Annotated in this window: 15 protein-coding genes; 9 read left to right on the top strand and 6 right to left on the bottom strand. The window is 73.8% G+C overall.

The window, feature by feature from the left end; all coding sequences use genetic code 11:
* Nucleotides 1-5: 5 nt before the first annotated feature.
* Nucleotides 6-239: an Lrp/AsnC family transcriptional regulator gene (locus IE244_RS27980; RefSeq protein ID WP_003993216.1), complete on the bottom strand. Its 234-nt coding sequence runs from the start codon at nt 237-239 to the stop codon at nt 6-8.
* Between the two features lie 246 nt (nt 240-485).
* On the opposite strand from IE244_RS27980, the gene IE244_RS27985 reads away from it, so the two are divergent.
* On the top strand, nt 486-1451 hold the full coding sequence (locus tag IE244_RS27985; protein WP_031167230.1) for a thiamine-phosphate kinase: 966 nt from the start codon (nt 486-488) through the stop codon (nt 1449-1451).
* Nucleotides 1448-2245 carry a bifunctional hydroxymethylpyrimidine kinase/phosphomethylpyrimidine kinase gene (gene thiD, locus IE244_RS27990; RefSeq protein ID WP_191876353.1) on the top strand — a complete coding sequence of 266 codons (798 nt, stop codon included), beginning with the start codon at nt 1448-1450 and terminating at the stop codon, nt 2243-2245. The genes IE244_RS27985 and thiD overlap by 4 nt, the downstream gene beginning before the upstream one ends.
* Here thiD and IE244_RS27995 read toward each other — a convergent pair.
* From IE244_RS27995 to rpmB, 3 genes are all read right to left on the bottom strand, one after another.
* Entirely contained in the window at nt 2233-3438 is a 1206-nt protein-coding gene (locus IE244_RS27995) for an FAD-dependent monooxygenase (protein WP_191876354.1), read from the bottom strand. The two genes, thiD and IE244_RS27995, sit on opposite strands and share 13 nt — an antisense overlap.
* Nucleotides 3439-3473: 35 nt before the next feature.
* Nucleotides 3474-6482, bottom strand: a complete 3009-nt coding sequence (locus tag IE244_RS28000; RefSeq protein ID WP_191876355.1) for an ATP-binding protein — start codon at nt 6480-6482, stop codon at nt 3474-3476.
* 140 nt (nt 6483-6622) lie between these two features.
* The gene (gene rpmB / locus IE244_RS28005; RefSeq protein WP_003993230.1) at nt 6623-6808 is read right to left on the bottom strand and encodes a 50S ribosomal protein L28; all 186 of its coding nucleotides are present in this window, start codon (nt 6806-6808) and stop codon (nt 6623-6625) included.
* Nucleotides 6809-7062: 254 nt separating this feature from the next.
* Here rpmB and fakA point away from each other — a divergent pair, with 254 nt between their 5' ends.
* Nucleotides 7063-8922 carry a DAK2 domain-containing protein gene (gene fakA / locus IE244_RS28010; protein WP_191876356.1) on the top strand — a complete coding sequence of 620 codons (1860 nt, stop codon included), beginning with the start codon at nt 7063-7065 and terminating at the stop codon, nt 8920-8922.
* Nucleotides 8923-8953: 31 nt separating this feature from the next.
* Here fakA and IE244_RS28015 read toward each other — a convergent pair whose 3' ends face one another.
* Together IE244_RS28015 and IE244_RS28020 are read right to left on the bottom strand one after the other, a co-directional pair.
* A complete protein-coding gene (locus IE244_RS28015) occupies nt 8954-12175 on the bottom strand; it encodes an ATP-binding protein (protein ID WP_191876357.1) in 3222 nt (1073 codons plus the stop codon).
* Nucleotides 12172-14010, bottom strand: a complete 1839-nt coding sequence (locus IE244_RS28020) for an HSP90 family protein (protein WP_191876358.1) — start codon at nt 14008-14010, stop codon at nt 12172-12174. Before IE244_RS28020 ends, IE244_RS28015 begins: the two co-directional genes overlap by 4 nt.
* A 170-nt stretch (nt 14011-14180) precedes the next feature.
* Between IE244_RS28020 and recG the strand changes: the two genes are divergently transcribed.
* The 6 genes from recG to rpmF all read left to right on the top strand — a co-directional run bounded on the left by recG (nt 14181) and on the right by rpmF (nt 19707).
* A complete protein-coding gene (recG, locus tag IE244_RS28025; protein WP_191876359.1) occupies nt 14181-16409 on the top strand; it encodes an ATP-dependent DNA helicase RecG in 2229 nt (742 codons plus the stop codon).
* Nucleotides 16410-16530: 121 nt separating this feature from the next.
* Complete coding sequence (rsmD, locus tag IE244_RS28030; protein WP_191876360.1) at nt 16531-17118, top strand: 16S rRNA (guanine(966)-N(2))-methyltransferase RsmD; 588 nt, start codon at nt 16531-16533, stop codon at nt 17116-17118.
* 26 nt (nt 17119-17144) lie between these two features.
* On the top strand, nt 17145-17624 hold the full coding sequence (gene coaD, locus IE244_RS28035; protein ID WP_191876361.1) for a pantetheine-phosphate adenylyltransferase: 480 nt from the start codon (nt 17145-17147) through the stop codon (nt 17622-17624).
* Nucleotides 17625-17681: 57 nt separating this feature from the next.
* On the top strand, nt 17682-18752 hold the full coding sequence (locus IE244_RS28040; protein WP_191876362.1) for a F0F1 ATP synthase subunit B: 1071 nt from the start codon (nt 17682-17684) through the stop codon (nt 18750-18752).
* 128 nt (nt 18753-18880) lie between these two features.
* On the top strand, nt 18881-19531 hold the full coding sequence (locus IE244_RS28045; protein WP_191876363.1) for a YceD family protein: 651 nt from the start codon (nt 18881-18883) through the stop codon (nt 19529-19531).
* A gap of 2 nt (nt 19532-19533) precedes the next feature.
* Nucleotides 19534-19707 carry a 50S ribosomal protein L32 gene (rpmF, locus tag IE244_RS28050; RefSeq protein ID WP_003951102.1) on the top strand — a complete coding sequence of 58 codons (174 nt, stop codon included), beginning with the start codon at nt 19534-19536 and terminating at the stop codon, nt 19705-19707.
* Nucleotides 19708-19711 lie beyond the last annotated feature (4 nt).

Genomic DNA, 19711 nt, shown 5'->3' on the forward strand with positions numbered 1-19711 from the left:
GGGGGCTACAGATGCACGACCGGACAGGTCAGTGTGCGGGTGATGCCGTCCACTTGCTGGACCTTGGCGACCACCATGCGACCGAGATCGTCGACGGTGTCGGCCTGGGCACGGACAATGACGTCGTACGGTCCCGTCACGTCCTCGGCCTGGAGCACTCCAGGGATCTTGCTGATCGTCTCGGCGACGGTCGACGCCTTGCCGACCTCCGTCTGGATCAGGATGTACGCCTGTACCACGGAACCTCCAGAGCGGCCACGAGGATCATGTGGGGGAAAGGAACGCCACGGTATCGCGTTGCCGCTCCCCGCGGGGAGACCTGCGGGAACCGGGCTTGCGCGCCAGGGTGCAGGCACGACGGAAGTTGACGGTCACCCGACCGTATCGGCGGTCCTTCGGACCGTGTCGACGGTCACCTCGACCGTATCGGGGACACTGATGACGCGCGAGTGGGCACGGCTTGGCAGAGAAGGGGAGCAAGGGAAATGAAGGGCACTGTTGGTGAGCTCGGGGAGTTCGGGCTCATCAGGGAGCTCACCTCCCGTCTCACCACCACCCCGGCGGTCCGGGTCGGCCCCGGCGACGACGCCGCGGTGGTCGCCGCGCCCGACCGGCGCGTGGTGGCGAGCACCGACATCCTGCTGGAGGGACGGCACTTCCGCCGCGACTGGTCCACGGCGTACGACGTCGGGCGCAAGGCGGCGGCGCAGAACCTCGCCGACATCGCCGCGATGGGCGCCGTACCGACCGCCCTGCTGCTGGGCCTGGTCGTGCCGGCCGAGCTGCCGGTGACCTGGCCGAGCGAGCTGATGGACGGCCTGCGCGACGAGTGCCAGGTCGCGGGTGCCTCCGTGGTCGGCGGCGACGTCGTACGCGGCGACACGATCATGGTGTCGATCACCGCGCTCGGCGATCTGCGCAACCAGGAGCCCGTCACACGCGCGGGCGCCCAGCCCGGCGACCTCGTGGCCGTCACCGGCTGGCTGGGCTGGTCCGCGGCCGGCTACGCGGTCCTCTCCCGCGGCTTCCGCTCCCCGCGGGCCTTCGTGGAGGCCCACCGGCGCCCCGAGCCGCCGTACCACGCCGGCCCGGCCGCCGCCGCGCTCGGCGCGACCGCCATGTGCGACGTGAGCGACGGGCTGATCGCCGACCTCGGGCACATCGCCGAGGCCAGCAAGGTCCGCATCGACATCCGCTCCGGCGCGATCGACATCCCCACGCAGATGAACGACATCGGGCAGGCCGTCGGCGTCGACCCGATGCAGTGGGTGCTGACCGGGGGAGAGGACCACGCGATCGTGGCGACCTTCCCGCCGGACGCCAAGCTCCCGGCCCGCTGGAAGGTCATCGGCGAGGTCCTCAACCCCTCCGCGCTGCCCCAGGTGACCGTCGACGGGGCGCCCTGGACCAGCAAGGGCGGCTGGGACCACTTCGGGGACATGGAGTCGTGATCCCGCGCGTCCTGACCGTCGCCGGCTCCGACTCCGGGGGCGGCGCCGGCATCCAGGCCGACCTGAAGACGATGCTCGCGCTCGGCGTGCACGGGATGAGCGTGATCACGGCGGTGACCGCGCAGAACTCCCTGGGCGTGCAGGGCGCGTGGGAGCTGCCCGTGGAGGCGGTCCGGGCGCAGTACCGCAGCGTCGTGGACGACATCGGCGTACAGGCCGTGAAGACCGGCATGCTGGCCTCGGCGGAACTGGTCGAGGCGGTCGCCGAGTTGGTCTCCGGCACGGACGCCCCGGCCGTGGTGGACCCGGTGGGCGTCTCCAAGCACGGCGACCCGCTGCTGGCCGCCACCGCCCTGGAATCCGTCCGCACCCGGCTGCTGCCGGTGGCGACCGTGGCCACCCCGAACCTCGACGAGGTGGCCCAACTCACCGGGGTGCGGGTCGACTCCGAGGACGACCTGCGGCAGGCGGCGGCCGCCGTGCTGGCGTACGGGCCGCGGTGGGTGCTGATCAAGGGCGGGCATCTGTCCGGAGACGCCCTGGACCTGCTGACGGACGGTTCGGCGGAACACTGGCTGCGGGCCCCGCGCCACGACAACCGGCACACGCACGGCACGGGCTGCACCCTGGCGTCCGCGATCGCGTCGGGCCTGGCCAAGGGCCTGACCGTGCCGGAGGCGGTCAGGGAGGCCAAGGAGTACGTCACCGGCGCGATCGCCGCCGGATTCCGGCTCGGCGCCGGGATCGGGCCGGTGGACCACGGATGGGCCCTGCGCCGGCCTCACGCCGGGTAGTGCCGCAGCTCGATGTCCGTGGCCGCCTTCTCGGTGAGCCGCTTGAAGAAGCCGGCCAGCAGCCGCGAGCTGAGCAGCCGGTACATCCGGTCGCGGCTGCGGATGCGCCGCTCGGTGGGCGGCGCGAAGAACGGGCCCGCGTTGCCGGAGATCTTCTGGCAGCCCCTGGCGAAGCCCGTGATCCGGCTCTCGTACTCGGCGAAGGCCCTGCGGTGGTCGCCGCCCGCGAGGGCGAGTTCTCCGGCCAGCACATACGCGCCGACGATCGCCGCACCGGTGCCCATCCCGCCCATGGTGGCGCCGTACCCGGCGTCCCCGAGCAGCACCACCCGCCCCTCGGCCAGCCGGTCGACGTGGATCTGCGCGATGGCGTCGAAATACAGGTCGTCGGCGTCCTCAAGCGCCTTGAGGACGTGCGGGGCCTCCCAGCCCATGCCCGCGAACCGGTCGGCGAGGATCCTCTTCTGCGCGGCCGTGTCCCGCCGGCCGTACGCCAGCGGCTCGGACCGGAACACCAGCAGGGCCCCGGCCCACGCCGGGTCGCCGTCGTAGTTGCTGAGGGAGACACAGCGTCCGGGTTCGCTGTACAGGAGGCCGCTGCGGTCGAGGCCCAGATGGTTCGGCACCCGGAAACCGGCCACGTAGTGGTCGAAGAACCGCAGGTAGCGGGACTCGTCCCCGAAGGCCAGGCGGCGGGTGTTCGAGTGCAGACCGTCGGCGCCGACGACCAGGTCGAACCGGCGGGGCGCGCCGCGCTCGAAGGTGACCTCGACACCGTCCGGGGTCTCGGTGAGCGTCGCGATCGAGTCCCCGAAGACGTACTCGACCAGGTCTTCGGTGCGCTCGTACATGATCCGGGCCAGCTCGCCGCGGAAGATCTCCACGTCGCCGCTCATCATCTCGGCCGGCAGGTCCACGCGCGGGCTGCCGTCGGCGTCCACGACGCGCTGGCGGCCCATGTGCGTCTGGCGGGCGTGGATCTCCTCCCAGATGCCCATGGCGGTGAGCACCGTGCGGTGGACGTGGCCGCGGAAGTCGACGGCGAAGCCGCCGCCGCGCAGGGCGGGCGCCCGCTCGACGACCGTGACACGGGCGCCGTGGCGGGCGAGGTTCAGGGCGAGGGCGGGTCCGGCGACGCTGGCGCCGGAGACGAGGACGTGGAGGTGGCCGAGGCGGCCGCGGGTGTGCGTCATGGCGGGCAGCCTCCGGGGAGGCGCTGACCGTCCGCCTACCGTTCGCTGACCGCCGCTGACCGCAGCCGCCGGCCCCGCTCGAAGGCCGCGTCGTAGGCCGCCGGGGCCAGTCGCGCGCGCACCTCCCGCTCCGTGCGCACGACGTCGGGGTCGCCCCCGGGCACGGCGCCCCGCAGCCCGGCGCCCGCGCCGAGCAGGACGGCGGCCCGCTCGGCCGTCCCGGCGACGGACGCCAGCGCCTCCGCCGCCTCGGCGAGTTCCAGGACGCCGGGGCCGTCGGCGGCCAGCGCGGCGGCCTGCCCGAACCAGTCACGCGCCTCCTCGGCGCGCCCCTCGGCGGCGGCCGTACGCCCCAGGCCGATGAGGATCCGCGCGGTCTCGCTCGCGCTGAACCAGTTCGCGGCACAGGTGTGGAGGGCCTCTTCGTAGTGCACACGCGCGCGTGCGGTGTCCCCCGACAGCCGGGCGGCGTCACCGAGGCCCCGCCGGGCGGCGGCCACCTTGTCGGGCGCGCCGGTGGAGCGGGCCAGGGCCGCCGATCGCTCGAAGTGCGCGACCGCGTCCTCGACGTCACCGCGGTGCAGCAGCACCGTCGCCCGGGTGCGCAGCAGGTCCGCCGTCTCCTCCGGCGCCCGGAGCTCCCGGACGTGCGCCAGGCCCTCGTCCAGCAGCGTCAGGGCGCGCTCGTGGTCGCCCCGCCCGGCGGCGAAGGCGCCCAGCGGATCCAGGCAGTTGGCCATCCCCCAGCGGTCACCGGTCGCCTGGAAGCCCTCCAGGGCACGCGTGAAGGCGGCCTCCGCGTCGGCGGGACGCCCCGTGAACTGCGCCTGGTAGGCGATCCCCACGTCCAGCAGCGCGCGCCCCCAGGGGTCGTCGCCGGCCCGGACGGCACGCAGCTTCTCGTCGTCGGAGAACAACGGGCCGCCGGTCAGCGCCCAGAGGACCATCGTGAACGGCAGCCGCAGCGGCGCGTCCAGCGCGCGCATGAGCTCGGCCACGCGCGCGATGCGGCCGGGTTCGGCGGGGTCGTCCCCGCGGCCGGTGATCGTGTTCATCGTGCACAGGGCGTACTCCTCGGTCAGCCCCTCGGGCGGTTCGTCGCCGACGGCCGCCAGCAGCGCGCGGGCCGGCGGCACCTGTTCGCCGTGCAGCCCGCGCAGCCGCCAGAACCAGGACAGCGCCGCCATCAGGCGCAGCGCGTCCGAGGTGTTGCCGCGTGTGAGGTGGCGCAGGGCCGCGTCCAGGTTGGCGTGCTCGGCGGCCAGCCGGGCCAGCCACGGCAGTTGTCCGCCGCCGCGCACGAACGGCTCCGCGCGCTCGGCCAGGCCCAGATAGTGGGCGGCGTGCGCGTCCCGCAGCGACGAGCCGCCGGTGACGTGCTCGGCGGCGAAGGCGCGGATGGTCTCCAGCATCCGGTACCGCCCCCCGGACACCTCCAGGAAGGACTTCTCCACCAGCGACACCAGCAGGTCCTCCGGATACGGCACCCCGCACACGGCCTCCACCGCGTCCACCGTGGCGCCGCCGGAGAACACGGTCAGCCGCCCGGCCAGCTCCCGTTCCTCCGCGTCCAGCAGGTCCCAGCTCCACTCCACGACGGCCCGCAGCGTGCGATGGCGGGGCGCCTTGGTGCGGTCGCCGCGGGACAGCAGCCGGAAGCGGTCGTCCAGGCGGTCGGCCAGCTCCTGCGGGTCCAGCGTGCGCAGCCGGGCCGCGGCCAGCTCGATGGCCAGCGGCAGCCCGTCCAGGGCCCGGCAGATGTCCGCCACGCGCGCGTGGCCGTCGAATCCGGGGCGCACCGCCCGGGCACGTTCGAGGAACAGCCGCCCGGCCGGCTCCGGCGCGAGTGCCGGCACCGGCACCAGCACCTCACCGGTGATGCCGAGGGCCTCCCGGCTGGTGGCGAGGACGCGCACCCCGGGACAGCAGCCGAGCAGCAGCCCGGCGACCCGGGCCGCGTCCTCCACCAGATGCTCGCAGTTGTCGAGCACGAGCAGCAGCTCCCGGTCCTCCAGCGCCGCCAGCAGCCGCCCGGAGACGTCCGTCGTGGCGTTGCGCAGGCCCTCCCGGATCCCGAGGGCCGCGAGGATCGCGTACGGGATCCGGGCGCCGTCGGTGAGCGGGGCCAGCTCGACGAGGTACGCGTCCGCGCGGGCGCGCGCGGCCTCGATCGCCAGCCGGGTCTTGCCCGCCCCGCCGGGACCGGTCAGTGTGACCAGGCGCGCGTCGGCGAGCAGTGCGGGGATCCGGGCCAGTTCGGCGTCCCGGCCGACGAAGCGGGTCAGCTGCGCCGGGAGCCGGGGCCGTGGGCGCCCGGGCGCCGCGCCCCGCAGCAGCTCCAGATGCAGGGCCGCCAGCTCGGGCGAGGGATCGGCGCCCAGTTCGTCGGCGAGCGTGCGCCGGGCCTCCTCGTACACGGCGAGCGCCTCGGCGGGCCGCCCGCCCGCGTGCAGGGCCCGCATCAGCTGCCCGTAGAGCCGCTCGCTCAGCGGATGCGCGGCGAGCAGCGAGCGCAGCTCGGGTATGAGTTCCGGGCCGCCCTCCGAGGCGAGGTCGGCCTCGATCCGGTCCTGGACGGCTGCCAGCCGCAGCTCCTCCAGGCGGGCGGTGTCGGCGTGGGCGCCCGGGAGGTCGGGCAGCGCGGGGCCCCGCCACAGGGCGAGGGCCGCGCGCAGCCGGTCCGCGGCGCCCCGGAAGTCGCCGGCGGCGAGGGCCTCGCGGCCCTCCCGGGCCAGCCGCTCGAAGCGGTGGGCGTCGACGCGGTCGGCGGGGACCCCGATCCGGTAACCGGCCGGGCCCGCCTCGATCCGTGTGTGCGGGACCAGCCGCCTGCGCAGCCGGGAGATCTGCGACTGCAGGGCGCCCGCCGCGTCGGCGGGCGGCTCGGCGCCGTACAGACCGTCGATGAGCCGCTCCGTGGCGACCGGGCGGCCGGCGTCCAGGAGCAGCAGCGTGAGCAGGGCGCGGGGGCGGGGACCGCCGGGGTCGATCGGGTCGCCGTCATCGGTACGTATGTCCAGCGGGCCCAGGATGCCGAAGCGCATTCCCCGGATTCTGGCAGGCGGCGAAGGGCCCCGGGTACGGCCGGGGGACTGAGTCCGGGTACGGCAAAAAGCCGGCCCACCCGGAGGTGGACCGGCTCAGTGCAGCGAACCAGGCAGTGGCCGCGCGCTCAGCTGTAGCGTCAGCGCGAGACCTTGCCGGCCTTGATGCACGAGGTGCAAGCGTTCACGCGCTTCGGCGTCCCGCCGACCACGGTACGCACACGCTGGATGTTCGGGTTCCAGCGGCGGGACGTACGGCGGTGCGAGTGCGAGATGTTGTTGCCGAAGCCCGGCCCCTTGCCGCAGACGTCGCAGTTGGCAGCCACGGGTCACTCCAAAGACTTCAGATGCACTTACGGTTAATCCCGGCATGCCGGGATCGAGATCGTACGACCTGAGATCTGAGTGGCGTTGCCAGGGGAACGGCCCGATCAGGATCGGGCAACCGGAGCAGCATACAACGGCTGCGTCCGTACAAGGAAACTACCATGGCAGTTCAGGGCCCCGCTCCCGGCCCTCTTCCGGTGGACACGGTCCCGGGGTCTACGCTGCGTCCCACGTCCAGCTCAGGGAGGCGCAGGTGGCGCAGGTGCCGCAGACGTTCTTCGATGCTCTCGCGGTGCGCACCTGGTGCGGTCTGGCGCTCAGAGCGCTGGGGCGCGCGCGTGAGGAGATCGACGCGATCAACGTCTATCCGGTGGCCGACGGCGACACCGGGACGAACCTGTATTTCACCCTGGAGTCGGCGGCGACGGCCGTGGAGGCGGTGTTCGCCGGGTACGAGACGGGTGCCGGGGAGCCCTCCCTGGCCGACGCCGTGCACGCGATGGCCCACGGGGCGCTCATCGGGGCCCGCGGCAACTCCGGGACGATCCTGGCGCAGCTGCTGCGGGGCATGGCGCAGGTGCTCGCGGACGACCGCGGGAGTGAGGCGGCTCACGTCGGCGGCGCGGGACTGCGGCTGGCGCTCAGGCGGGCCGCCGACTCCGCCCGGCAGGCCGTGGCCCACCCCGTCGAGGGCACGGTCCTGACGGTCGCCTCGGCCGCCGCCGATGCCGCCGAGGGGGCGGAGGGCGACTGCGGGACGGTCGCGCGGGCGGCCTACGAGGGTGCGCGGACGGCCCTCGCGGCCACCCCCGGCCAGCTGCCCGTGCTCGGCCGGGCCGGGGTGGTCGACGCGGGCGGACGCGGTCTCGTGGCGGTGCTCGGGGCGCTGGTGGAGGCGTTCACGGGGGAGGCGGTGCGGGAGGCTCCGACAGGGCGGGAGGTTCCGGTGGCCCGGGAGGGCCTGGTGGCGGGACAGGCCGCGGCGGCGCGGGAGGTCTGGCGGGTCTCGGACACGGTCGGGGCCGGGGGCGTCGGCGGGGCTGTGGGCGCTGGCGAGGCCGCAGCGGACGGCGTCGGGGTCGCGGGCGGTGCTCATGCGGGGCACGCATGCGTGGCGGCCGTTTCCGATGCCGGCCCGTCCGCGGTCCCGGCGTCCTCCGCCGGGCCGTGCGTCGACGGCACCCAGGCCCTCGGGCCCGCCTACGAGGTGATCTACCTCCTGGAAGCCGACGACACGGCCGTGGCCCGGCTCCGGGAACGCCTCGACGCCCTCGGCGACTCCCTGGTCGTGGTCGGCGGCGACGGGCTGTGGAACGTCCATGTGCACGTCGACGACGCGGGCGCCGCGGTGGAGGCCGGCGTGGAGGCCGGGCGGCCCTACCGGATCCGGATCACCCACTTCGGCCTCGCGGACGTGCACACCGGCGGCGAGCGGTCCCCGCGCGAGCGGGCCCAGCGGGCCGTCGTCGCCGTCGTCCCCGGCGAGGGCCTGGCCGGGCTCTACACCGAGGCGGGCGCGACCACCGTTCTCGCGCGGCCGGGGGAGCCGCCGGCGGGCGGGGAGCTGGTGGAGGCGGTACGGCGGGCCCACGCGCGCGAGGTCGTCCTGCTGCCCAACGACGCCGAGCTGCGCCACACGGCCGCCGCGGCCGTCGAGCAGGCCCGCGCCGAGGGCATCCGCGTGGCCCTGATCCCGACCCGCTCGGCGGTCCAGGGCATCGCCGCGCTCGCCGTGCACGAGCCGCAGCGCCGGTTCGACGAGGACGTCGTCCAGATGACCTCGGCGGCGGGCGCCACCCGGTACGCCGAGGTCGTCGTCGCCGAACGCCAGTCCTGGACGACGGCCGGGATCTGCCAGGCGGGGGACGTGCTCGGGCTGATCGACGGTGACGTGGCGGTGATCGGCCCCGACGTCGCCGCCACCGCCGCGACCGTCCTGGACCGGATGCTCCAGGCCGGCGGCGAGCTGGTCACCCTGGTCGTCGGCGACGACGCCCCCGAGAACGTCGCCGACCATCTGGAGACCCGGGTACGGGAGTCCTACCTCGCCGTGGACACCGTGGTGTACCGGGGTGGCCGGCAGGGGACCCTGCTGCTCATCGGCGTCGAGTGACGCACCGGCGCACTCCCGGCGCGCTCCGGCCTCACGACTTCGGTGCGCCCCGGTCCGGCGACGCCGTCCCGAGCACCTCGGCCGCCTCCGCGCGCCGCGCCCGGACGGTCGGGTCCTCCTCGCCCGCGTACTCGTAGGCCGCGAGTACGGCACGCGCGCGTGCCGCCGCCTCCGCGGGGCGCCCGAGGTCCGCTTCCAGCCGGCCCGCCGCGAGCTCGGCACCGGTACGGCTGTGCAGCCCCTCCGCGCCCCGTGTGGCGAACAGCGCTGCCGCCCGTTCCAGCTGGACCAGCGCCGCCTCGCACACGGCCCGGACGACACCGTCGTGGGCCTCCTCGGTCTGCTCGGCCTGCTCGGCCGCCGAGCGGACCAGCAGATCGCCGAACTGGCGATGGGTGGCGGCCAGTTCCTCCGTGAGCTGTTCCCGGGACGCCGGGTCGGCCGCGGCCTCCAGCGCCCGCTCGCACTCCCGCACCGCCTCCGCCATCAGCTCGCGCGCGCCCTCCGCTCCGGCCTCCCCGCGCAGCGCCAGCCAGCTGCGGGCACGCAGGGACCGGACGAGGAAGGGCGCGTTGCCCAGCGCGCGCCACAGATCGCCCGCGCGCGCGTAGGCCCGGTCCGCCTCCGCCGCCAGACCGGCGTTGCTCAGGGACTCGCCGGCGAGGTGGGCGAGCGTGGCGTGATCCTGCTGCTCGGGCCAGTGCCGGGCGATCTCGGCCGCCCGCAGCCGGCGGTCGGCGGCCGCGCGGTGGTCGCCCAGCTCGCTCAGGCAGTCGCCGAGCCACCACAGCGCCTGTACGACGCTCCCCTCGCCGTGCGTGCGGGCGGACAGGTCGGCCAGCGCCGACTCCAGTACCTCGGCGGCCTCCGCGCAGCGCCCCTGGCCGAGCAGGAGCCCGCCCAGCTGCTGCCGCGCCCAGGCGCCCAGCGTGCCGCTCTCACCGGCCTCGTCGGCCCAGTACGCGGCCTGCAGCGCGTGCTCGGAAGCTTCGGCGCTCTCGCCCCGGCCGCCGATCACCTCGGCGAGCTGCAGATGCAGCTGGGCCCGCCCGACCGGCTCCACGTACGGCCCGCCGTGCTCCAGGGCGGCCCGCAGCGCCCGCTCGGCCTCGGCCAGGTCGCCGGCCTGGTGGGCCAGTGCGGCGACCTGCACCTCGTACTCGACCGTGAACCAGGGGAGTCCGGCGGCCACGTAGTCGGCGGCGGCCCGCCGGAACAGCTTGGCCGCCTGCCCGGCGTCCCCGGTGTGCGCGGCCAGCTCGGCGAGCATGGCCCGCGCCTCCGCGGCCCGACCGGCCAGCCGCACATCGTCCGCCCCCCGCTCCCCGACCAGCGCAAGCACTTCCCGCACAGCACGCCCGGCCGCCACCACACCCGGATCGTCCCCCACCACCGCGCCCCCGCCCAGCGGAGCCCCGCCCGGCCCGGCCGCACCCCCGCCCGGCTGCTCCTCGGTCGCCGGTGCCCCCACCGCAGCCCCGTCCGGCCCCAGCCCTTCGGCCGCTGACGCCCCCTCCGGCCCAGGCTCCTCGGTCGCCGGTGCCCCGAGCGTCACCCCGGCCAGGTTCGGCCCCCTGGGGCCTTCCGGTGGGGGTGGGGTTCCCGTGGGGCCGTCCGGACGGGCCTCCTTCTCGAAGACCGGGGCCTCGTGCAGGCGTCGCATCAGGATCCGGGCCCGGCTCATCAGGACCGACGCCGTCTGCCGCAGGCCGGTGGCCTTCGAGGCGTAGAGGGCCAGTGCCTCGTCGTACAGGCCGGTGACCGTGTCGAGCGCCGCGTCCACCTCGCCCGTCAGGGCACGGACGTACGCCCCACGCGCGCGTGCCGCCAGCGCCTCCCCGGGATCGCCCGCTTCCGCGTACAGCACAGCCGCCCGTTCGAACAGCTCGATGCCCTCGGGGCCGCGGGCCATCGCCTCGTGGTCGGCGATCTCCGCGCGGTCGCGCGTCGCCGGCGCCGGCTCCGCGTCGCGTGCGGCCCGTGCGACCGCCGCCCAGGCGTCGAGGGCGTGCGGCTGCAGGGTGTCCGACAGCCGCCGGGCCTCGGCGAGGAGGGCCGCGAGGTCGGACGCCTCCGGGACCTCGGGCGCCGCGGCTGCGGTCACCGGCGCCGGTGCCGGTGGCGGTGCCGGTGCCGGGCGTACCGTGCGCACGCCCAGCGGAAGGCGCTCCACCACCGGCCGTTGCGCCATACGCGCGCGTGTCCGGTCGCCGACGTACGACGTGCCGTTGCGCCGGTCGAACCGCTCGGCCAGGTCCAGCGCCTCCCCGCGCGCGTGCCCGGCGAGTTCCCCCGCGGTCCACGCCCGCCCGGCCGGCCCCGGCACCCGCTGCCCGGCGAGGCCCAGCCCGGTCAGCCGGTCCATCAGCAGGACCACCACGGCCAGGAACTCCAGCCGGCTGCGCGGCTGCCCGGTGTCCGTGAAGTACGCCGGCCGCTCGGCGAGCAGCTCCAGGGCGCGTGCCTCGTTGCCGGTCAGCGCGCAGAACTCCACATGGTCGGCGTACGCTCCGCGCATCGACTCCATCGGGCGTACGAGACGCAAGCCCCGCAGGTGGTTCGCTCGGGCCTCGTCCAGGCGGCCCAGACGCAGCAGCGGGGCCAGCGAGGAGGCGAGCACGGTGTGCGGTTCGTGCGCGCAGGCGAACTCGCCCGCCAGCACCGGCCGCCAGAGTTCGAGCGCCTCGACGTCGCGGCCGCGCTCGGCCTGCCAGGTGCCCTGCCCGTGCAGCTCGCAGGCGTGGCAGTCGGCCATCTCGTCGCGGTCCGCGGCGAGCCATGCCGCGTACGCCCGCTCCGCCCGCACCAGGTCCCCGACGTGCGCGGCCACACTGAACTCGGCGCCGCGCACGGCCCGTTCGGAGTACCCGGCGAGCCGGTAGCGGTGCTCCATCTCGCCGAGCCACTTCGTGATCGAGGCGAGCGGGATGTGCGGCTGGTCCAGCATGCCCGACGACATCCACTTGAAGACCCAGTGCAGCGAGTGCGCCTCGCACGCGTCGAAGTCCTCGGGCCGTTCGTCCCACATGCGCAGCAGCCGCGCGAACGGGACGAACATCTTGTCCTTCTCGGAGCTGTAGTTGTAGACCTTCAGCTGGTGCCCGAGCGCCTCGATCACGGCGAGCGGGACGTCCAGCCGCTCGGCCTCGGCGAGCAGCTGCTCCGCGCGCGCGTTGCGGGCCGGGCCCTCCGGTTGCCCGGAGTTCTCCGCCAGCGCCCGGCGCAGCGCGTCGAAGTCCGTGATCTCGTTCATCGCGCCTCACCCTCCCCATGGGTCGCCCACTCCAGCAGGCCGATGAACGCCCGGTTCAGCAGCGCCGAGTCCGCCGGCCTGAGCGGGCGCTGCGCCATCAGCAGGGCCTGCCCGTACAGCGACTCGGTGGCGGTGCCGACCAGTTCCGCGTCCCCGAGCGAACCGATCCTGCGCACCAGCGGGTTGAGATGGTTGAGCACCAGACGCGCGCGCGGGGCGCTGCCGCGCAGCGAGCCGAGGATGCCCGCCCAGAGGTCGTCGGCCTGCTCCTCGGCCGCCGCCCGGGCCTGCTCGTGCCGGGCGGCCCGGTCGTCCAGGTGCAGGGCGGGCACGGACAGCGGATGGAAGGCCCGGAGTACGACGTCGCAGCCCAGGGGGTCGAGCTTCGCCCGCGCGGTCGCCAGGAAACCGGACAGGGCCAGCTCCTCGCCCGGGTCGACCCCGTCCAGGTGCGCGGTCACGGTGTCCGCGTCCAGCTCGGCGACCACCGTCCCCGGCCGCACCGACGGCAGCGCCTCGACCAGGTCGCTGTCGTAGGTGTAGCCGCCGTTGACCACGCCGATGCCCTGCGCGGAGGCGATCGGCGCGACCTGCCGGTACTCCTCGACGGTACGGGTGAAGTGCACCACCGGGTGGCGCTGCGCGAACTCCTCCAGGGACAGCTGTCCGTCGGTCGTCTCGAACGGCAGCCAGGGCAGCATCGTGCGCAGCATCCCGTGGTCGTGCCGGGCGAGGGACTTCACGCCCAGGTGGTGCACGGCGAGGAACGCCTCCAGCCGCTCCGGATCACCGGCGGCGAGCCCCGTGAGCCACGAGCGGATCCTTTCGCCCAGTGCCTCCCGCACGGCGGCCAGCGTCTCGTCCTCGTACAGCGACTCGCGCGAGGCCGTCGGCCGCAGGCTGTCGGTGTCCAGCACGCAGCGCACGAAGAACGCCCAGTCCGGCAGCACCTGTTCGGCCCGCTCGGTCAGCAGCATGCCCTTCAGGTGCACCCGGTGGGTCGCCCGCTGGGCGGGGCTCACCGCCGACGGCAGCACGTACGCCACCCCGCGGATCCCGGCCAGCGGCACGTCCAGGTCGATCGAGTCCAGCGGCGCGAACCCGAACAGCTCCCGGCAGTGCCGGGCCAGCGCGATCCGGCGCGCGGCGGGAGACGGATACGGCCGGTCCCAGGGCGCGGGCAGCGCGGTGACCGGCTCCTCGCCCACCCGCACGTCGTACGGCAGCAGCGAGCCGAAGTCGCGGGCGAGGGTGCGGACCCGGTCGGGCGACAGCCACTCGGCCGCCCCGGCCCGCGGGCTCAAGTACACCGTCGTGCCGGGCTCGGGGCGCGCCGAGCCGGGCAGGGTGCGCACGGTGTACGACCCGTCGTCGCTCGCCGTCCACTCCACCGGTGGCGCGTCGGGCGTACGGGCGCTGCGGCTGACCACCCGGATCCGCTCGGCGACCACGAAGCAGGCGAGCAGGCCGATGCCGAACTGGCCGAGGAAGTCCGAGCGGGCCTCCTGCAGGCCCTCGGCCCGTTTGGAGCTGCGCCCGATGGTGGCCAGCAGGTCGTGCACGTCCGCCTCGGTGAGCCCTATGCCGCTGTCCTCCACGCGCAGGCCGCCGTCCGCGGGGTGCAGCCGGACCAGCGCCGGCGCGTCCGGCTGCCCGGCCCGCCGGGCGGTGATCGCGTCCACGGCGTTCTGCAGCAGTTCGCGCAGGTAGACCTTCGGGCTGGAGTAGAGGTGATGCGAGAGCAGGTCCACCAGCCCGCGCAGGTCGACCTGGAACGCATGGGGTGGGTGAGGTGACCGGGATGCCTGGGATGGCTGCGAATTCTGGGAGTCCATCGTCACGGCGCCGCGGACCGGGGGAGCTCGCACGGCGCGGGGTCGGGCGGTCCCGGTGGGGCGGTGACCGCGGAGGGGATGGCCGGAGCGCGCCATCCTAGAGCCCGAACGAACCGTCTGACCAGGACTTTCCCGAAGCGTATACGGCATTGTCAGTGGCGTGGTGTGCAATGGATCTCGTGCCCGCACTGGAAGAACCACTGAAGCAGCCCCTGAAGTCAGTGCTCGGCCCCGCCACCGCGAAGGTGATGGCCGAGCATCTCGGCCTGCACACCGTAGGCGACCTCCTCCACCACTACCCGCGCAGATACGAGGAGCGCGGTCAGCTCACCCATCTCGCCGACCTCCCCATGGACGAGCACGTCACGGTGGTCGCGCAGGTCGCCGACGCCCGGCTGCACTCCTTCGCCTCCGCCAAGGCCCCCCGCGGCAAGGGCCAGCGCCTGGAGGTCACGATCACCGACGGCAGCGGCCGGCTCCAGCTGGTCTTCTTCGGCAACGGCGTCCACAAGCCCCACAAGGAGCTGCTGCCGGGCACCCGCGCGATGTTCGCCGGCAAGGTCTCGGTCTTCAACCGTCGCCTCCAACTGGCCCATCCGGCCTACGAGTTGCTGCGCGGCGACGGCGAGGAGGCGGTCGAGAGCTGGGCCGGCGCCCTGATCCCCCTCTACCCGGCCACGGCCAAGCTGGAGTCCTGGAAGATCGGCAAGGCGGTCCAGACGGTGCTGCCCACCGCCCAGGAGGCCGTCGACCCGCTGCCGCCCTCCCTGCGCGAGGGCCGCGGCCTGCTCCCGCTCCCCGAGGCCCTCCTGAAGATCCACCGACCGCACACCAAGGCGGACATCGCGGGCGCCCGCGACCGTCTGAAGTGGGACGAGGCCTTCGTCCTCCAGGTCGCCCTGGCCCGCCGCCGCCACGCGGACGCCCAACTCCCCGCCGTCCCCCGCACCCCCCGGCCGGACGGCCTCCTCACGGCCTTCGACGACCGTCTCCCCTTCACCCTCACCGAGGGACAGCAGAAGGTCTCCAGGGAGATCTTCGACGACCTCGCCACGGAGCACCCGATGCACCGCCTGCTGCAGGGGGAAGTCGGTTCGGGCAAGACCATGGTGGCGCTGCGCGCCATGCTCGCCGTGGTCGACGCGGGCGGACAGGCGGCCATGCTGGCGCCCACCGAGGTCCTCGCCCAGCAGCACCACCGCTCGGTCACCGAGATGATGGGCGAGCTGGCCGAGGGCGGCATGCTGGGCGGCGCCGAGCACGCCACCAAGGTCGTCCTGCTCACCGGCTCCATGGGCGCCGCCGCCCGCCGCCAGGCGCTGCTCGACCTGGTCACCGGCGAGGCCGGCATCGTCATCGGCACGCACGCCCTGATCGAGGACAAGGTCCAGTTCCACGACCTCGGCCTGGTCGTGGTCGACGAACAGCACCGCTTCGGCGTCGAGCAGCGCGACGCCTTGCGGGGCAAGGGCAAACAGCCGCCGCACCTGCTGGTGATGACGGCCACCCCGATCCCGCGCACGGTCGCCATGACGGTCTTCGGCGACCTGGAGACCTCCGTCCTCGACCAGCTCCCCGCAGGGCGCTCCCCGATCGCCAGCCATGTGGTCCCGGCCGCCGACAAGCCCCACTTCCTCGCCCGCGCCTGGGAACGGGTCCGCGAGGAGGTGGCGAACGGCCACCAGGCGTACGTCGTCTGCCCCCGCATCGGCGACGACGTCGACGAGGCGGTCGCCCCCGGGAAGGCCGGCGGGAAGAAGTCCCCCGAGGACGAGGCGGAGAAGCGCCCGCCGCTCGCCGTCCTGGAGGTGGCCGAGCAGCTGGGCCGCGGCCCCCTGCAGGGCCTGCGGGTCGAGGTCCTGCACGGCCGCATGCACCCCGACGACAAGGACGCGGTGATGCGCCGGTTCACGGCCGGCGAGACGGACGTCCTGGTCGCCACCACGGTCATCGAGGTCGGTGTGAACGTCCCCAACGCCACGGTGATGGTCATCATGGACGCGGACCGCTTCGGCGTCTCCCAGCTCCACCAGCTGCGCGGCCGTGTCGGCCGCGGCTCGGCCCCCGGCCTGTGCCTCCTGGTCACCGAGATGCCCGAGGCCAGCCCCGCCCGCCAGCGCCTGGGCGCCGTGGCCTCCACCCTCGACGGCTTCGAACTCTCCCGCATCGACCTGGAACAACGCCGGGAGGGCGACGTCCTCGGCCAGGCCCAGTCCGGCGCCCGCTCCAGCCTGCGCGTCCTGGCGGTCATCGAGGACGAGGAGGTCATCGCGGAGGCGAGGGAGGAGGCGACGGCGCTGGTGGCGGCGGATCCGGAGCTGGAGCGCCTGCCGGGCCTGCGCACGGCTCTGGACGCGCTGTTGGACGACGAGAGGGAGCAGTACCTGGAAAAGGGGTGAAGGGCGGCACCCCAGGGGGCGGGGCTGTACCGATACACGGCTCCGCCGTGCGGGCGCGAGCGACCACGACGGACCGCCTGCGAGACTGAAGCCGTACACCACCCCCGAACAAGGACTGAAGATGACCCGCGTGATCGCCGGCAGGGCAGGCGGCCGTCGCCTCTCGGTACCACCCGGCACCGGAACCCGGCCGACATCGGACCGCGCCCGCGAAGGTCTCTTCTCCACCTGGCAGTCCCTCCTCGGCGGCCCCCTGGACGGCGAACGGGTCCTCGACCTCTACGCCGGCTCCGGAGCCGTGGGCCTGGAGGCCCTCTCCCGGGGCGCGAGCCACACGCTCCTGGTCGAGGCCGACGCCCGCGCAGCGAAGATCGTCCGCGACAACGTGAAGAACCTGGGCCTCCCCGGCGCCGAGGTCAGAGCGGGCAAAGCGGAACAGATCATCAAGTCACCGCCCCCGCAGGAGCCGTACGACCTGGTCTTCCTCGACCCGCCGTACGCCGTCACGGACGACGATCTTCGCGAGATTCTGCTCACACTCCGCTCGGAAAGCTGGCTCGCTGAGCAAGCGCTCGTCACCGTGGAGCGCAGCACCAGAGGCGGCGAATTCCGCTGGCCGGACGGCTTCGCGGCGATCCGGTCCCGTCGCTACGGCGAGGGAACGTTTTGGTACGGTCGCGCCGCCTCTACGTGCGAAGACGCACGATGACCGGACCGGAGAGCGAGGGATCACAAGTGCGCCGCGCCGTCTGTCCCGGGTCGTTCGACCCGATCACCAACGGACATCTCGACATCATCGCCCGTGCCTCCCGTCTGTACGACGAGGTCTACGTCGCGGTGATGATCAACAAGTCCAAGAAGGGCCTGTTCGAGATCGACGAGCGGATCGAGCTGATCCGCGAGGTCACCGCCGACTACGCCAACGTCCGCGTCGAGGCCTTCCACGGCCTCCTCGTCGACTTCTGCAAGCAGCGCGACATCCCCGCCATCGTCAAGGGCCTGCGCGCCGTCAGCGACTTCGACTACGAGCTGCAGATGGCCCAGATGAACATCGGCCTCACCGGTGTCGAAACGCTGTTCGTGCCCACCAACCCCACGTACAGCTTCCTCTCCTCCTCCCTGGTCAAGGAGGTCGCCGCCTGGGGCGGCGACGTCTCCCACCTGGTGCCCGCGCCGGTTCTCCAGGCCCTGAACAAGCGCCTGCGCAAGGACTGATGGGGCTACAGTCGTCCCGTCCGTCTCCAACCCGGCTGTAGAGAGTGGCGAGCACAGGTGGACGTGCAGAAGAAGCTCGACGAGATCGTCTCCACGGTCTCCGGCGCCCGGTCCATGCCCATGTCGGCGTCGTGCGTGGTCAACCGCGCCGAGCTGCTCGCGCTGCTCGAAGAGGTACGCCAGGCGCTGCCCGGCTCGCTCGCGCAGGCGCAGGAGCTGATCGGCGACCGTGAGCAGATGGTCGAGCAGGCCCGGCTGGAGGCCGAGCGGATCATCGGCAACGCCCACGCCGAACGCGGTTCGCTGATCTCCGACACCGAGATCGCCCGCCGCTCCCAGACCGAGGCCGACCGGATCCTGGCCGAGGCCCGCAAGGAGGCCGAGGAGATCCGCGCCGAGGCCGACGACTACGTCGACTCCAAGCTCGCCAACTTCGAGGTCGTCCTCACCAAGACGCTCGGCTCGGTCGGCCGTGGCCGCGAGAAGCTGCTCGGCACCGGCCCGGGCCTGGACGAGAACGGCTACGAGGACGAGGACGCCCCCGAGCGCAGCCACGACCCCGAGACCCTGCGCCACAACGCCGACCAGTACGTCGACGCCAAGCTGGGTGCCTTCGAGGCGGTCCTCGCCAAGACGCTGGAGGCCGTCGGGCGCGGCCGGCAGAAGCTGCACGGCCGGATCGCCACGGACGACCTCGGCGCCCTCGCCGACGACTCCACGACCTTCCAGCACTCCAGCGACGCCGACTACCTCGCCGACCTCGCGGCCCTCGCCGAGCAGGACACCCCGGCCGAGCGCCCGGACCGGCAGTCGCAGCCGCAGCAGCCCTCGTACGAGCCGCAGCCGGCCTACTCCTACGACCAGCAGCAGCCGGACCCCTACGCCGGCTTCCCGCAGCAGCCCGCCTACGGGGGGCAGGACCCGTACGGCTACCAGCAGGCCGACCCCTACGCCTACCAGGGCTCCTACGACCCCCAGCAGGCCGCCTACGACCCGCAGCAGGCCCAGCAGTCCCCGCAGCACCCGACGCAGCAGGGCTACGCTCTGGACGAGACCAGCCTCTTCGACACGGGCATGATCAGTGCGGAGCAGTTGCGGGCGTACGAGCAGGGGCGCGGGCTGCAGTGACGTACCGGATTGGGCCCTGAGCGAAAGCTCCAGTATCCTGGCTCTTCGGTCGCGTGTACGTCCGCGATCACCGCTGCCCTCGGTACCGACGGGCGGCGGCCCTCCGAGCTCGAAGATCGAAAGCAGGAATGGCTTCCAACGCCCGCCTCGACCACCGCAACCCCCTCGTGTTCGACACACACGAGCTGGGTCGGCGTCCTGGCGCGCTGCAGCGCCTGACCCGCACGATCGACGCTCCCGCCGATCTCGGCATCCAGGGGGTCATCGGAGTGCCGGCAGGCGCACCGGTGGAGCTCGAACTCCGGCTCGAGTCGGTCATGGAAGGGGTGCTCGTCACAGGCACCGCCCGTGCACAGGCCGAGGGGGAGTGCGTAAGGTGTCTGGAGCCGGTCGGGCAGGAGCTCGAAGCGGACTTCCAGGAACTGTTCTCGTACCCTGACGCCGACGACCGGGGCCGCGTGATCGCGGAACCGGGCGACGACGCCGAGGACGACGAGGACAGGTTCTTCATCGAGGACGGACTCTTCGACCTCGAACCTCTGCTGCGCGATGCGGTGGTGCTCGCACTGCCGATGCAGCCGGTGTGCCAGGAAGACTGCCCGGGTCTGTGCTCCGAGTGCGGAGCGCGGCTCGCGGACGACCCGGACCACCATCACGACGCCGTCGACATCCGTTGGGCGGCTTTGCAGGGACTCGCCGGTTCACTCGAAGACGGCGAGAAGGACGAGATGAGCGGCGCTGACGCGGAAGCGGGCGTCGACGAGAAGCAGGAGAAGTAGCCGTGGCTGTTCCGAAGCGGAAGATGTCGCGCAGCAACACGCGCCACCGCCGGTCGCAGTGGAAGGCTGCGGTCCCCACCCTGGTTGCGTGCGAGCGCTGCCACGAGCCCAAGCAGCAGCACATCGCGTGCCCGTCTTGCGGCACCTACAACAAGCGCCAGGTCCTCGAAGTCTGAGCGG

The sequence above is a fragment of the Streptomyces filipinensis genome (assembly GCF_014649495.1).
In the GTDB taxonomy this organism is placed as follows: domain Bacteria; phylum Actinomycetota; class Actinomycetes; order Streptomycetales; family Streptomycetaceae; genus Streptomyces; species Streptomyces filipinensis.

Excerpts from the sequence above, each read along its gene's own strand:
- IE244_RS27985 (WP_031167230.1), top strand. The coding sequence starts at position 486 with ATGAAGGGCACTGTTGGTGAGCTCGGGGAGTTCGGGCTCATCAGGGAG.
- IE244_RS27995 (WP_191876354.1), bottom strand. The coding sequence starts at position 3,438 with ATGACGCACACCCGCGGCCGCCTCGGCCACCTCCACGTCCTCGTCTCC.
- IE244_RS28000 (WP_191876355.1), bottom strand. The coding sequence starts at position 6,482 with ATGCGCTTCGGCATCCTGGGCCCGCTGGACATACGTACCGATGACGGC.
- IE244_RS28015 (WP_191876357.1), bottom strand. The coding sequence starts at position 12,175 with ATGAACGAGATCACGGACTTCGACGCGCTGCGCCGGGCGCTGGCGGAG.
- IE244_RS28020 (WP_191876358.1), bottom strand. The coding sequence starts at position 14,010 with ATGGACTCCCAGAATTCGCAGCCATCCCAGGCATCCCGGTCACCTCAC.
- recG (WP_191876359.1), top strand. The coding sequence starts at position 14,181 with ATGGATCTCGTGCCCGCACTGGAAGAACCACTGAAGCAGCCCCTGAAG.
- rsmD (WP_191876360.1), top strand. The coding sequence starts at position 16,531 with ATGACCCGCGTGATCGCCGGCAGGGCAGGCGGCCGTCGCCTCTCGGTA.
- IE244_RS28045 (WP_191876363.1), top strand. The coding sequence starts at position 18,881 with ATGGCTTCCAACGCCCGCCTCGACCACCGCAACCCCCTCGTGTTCGAC.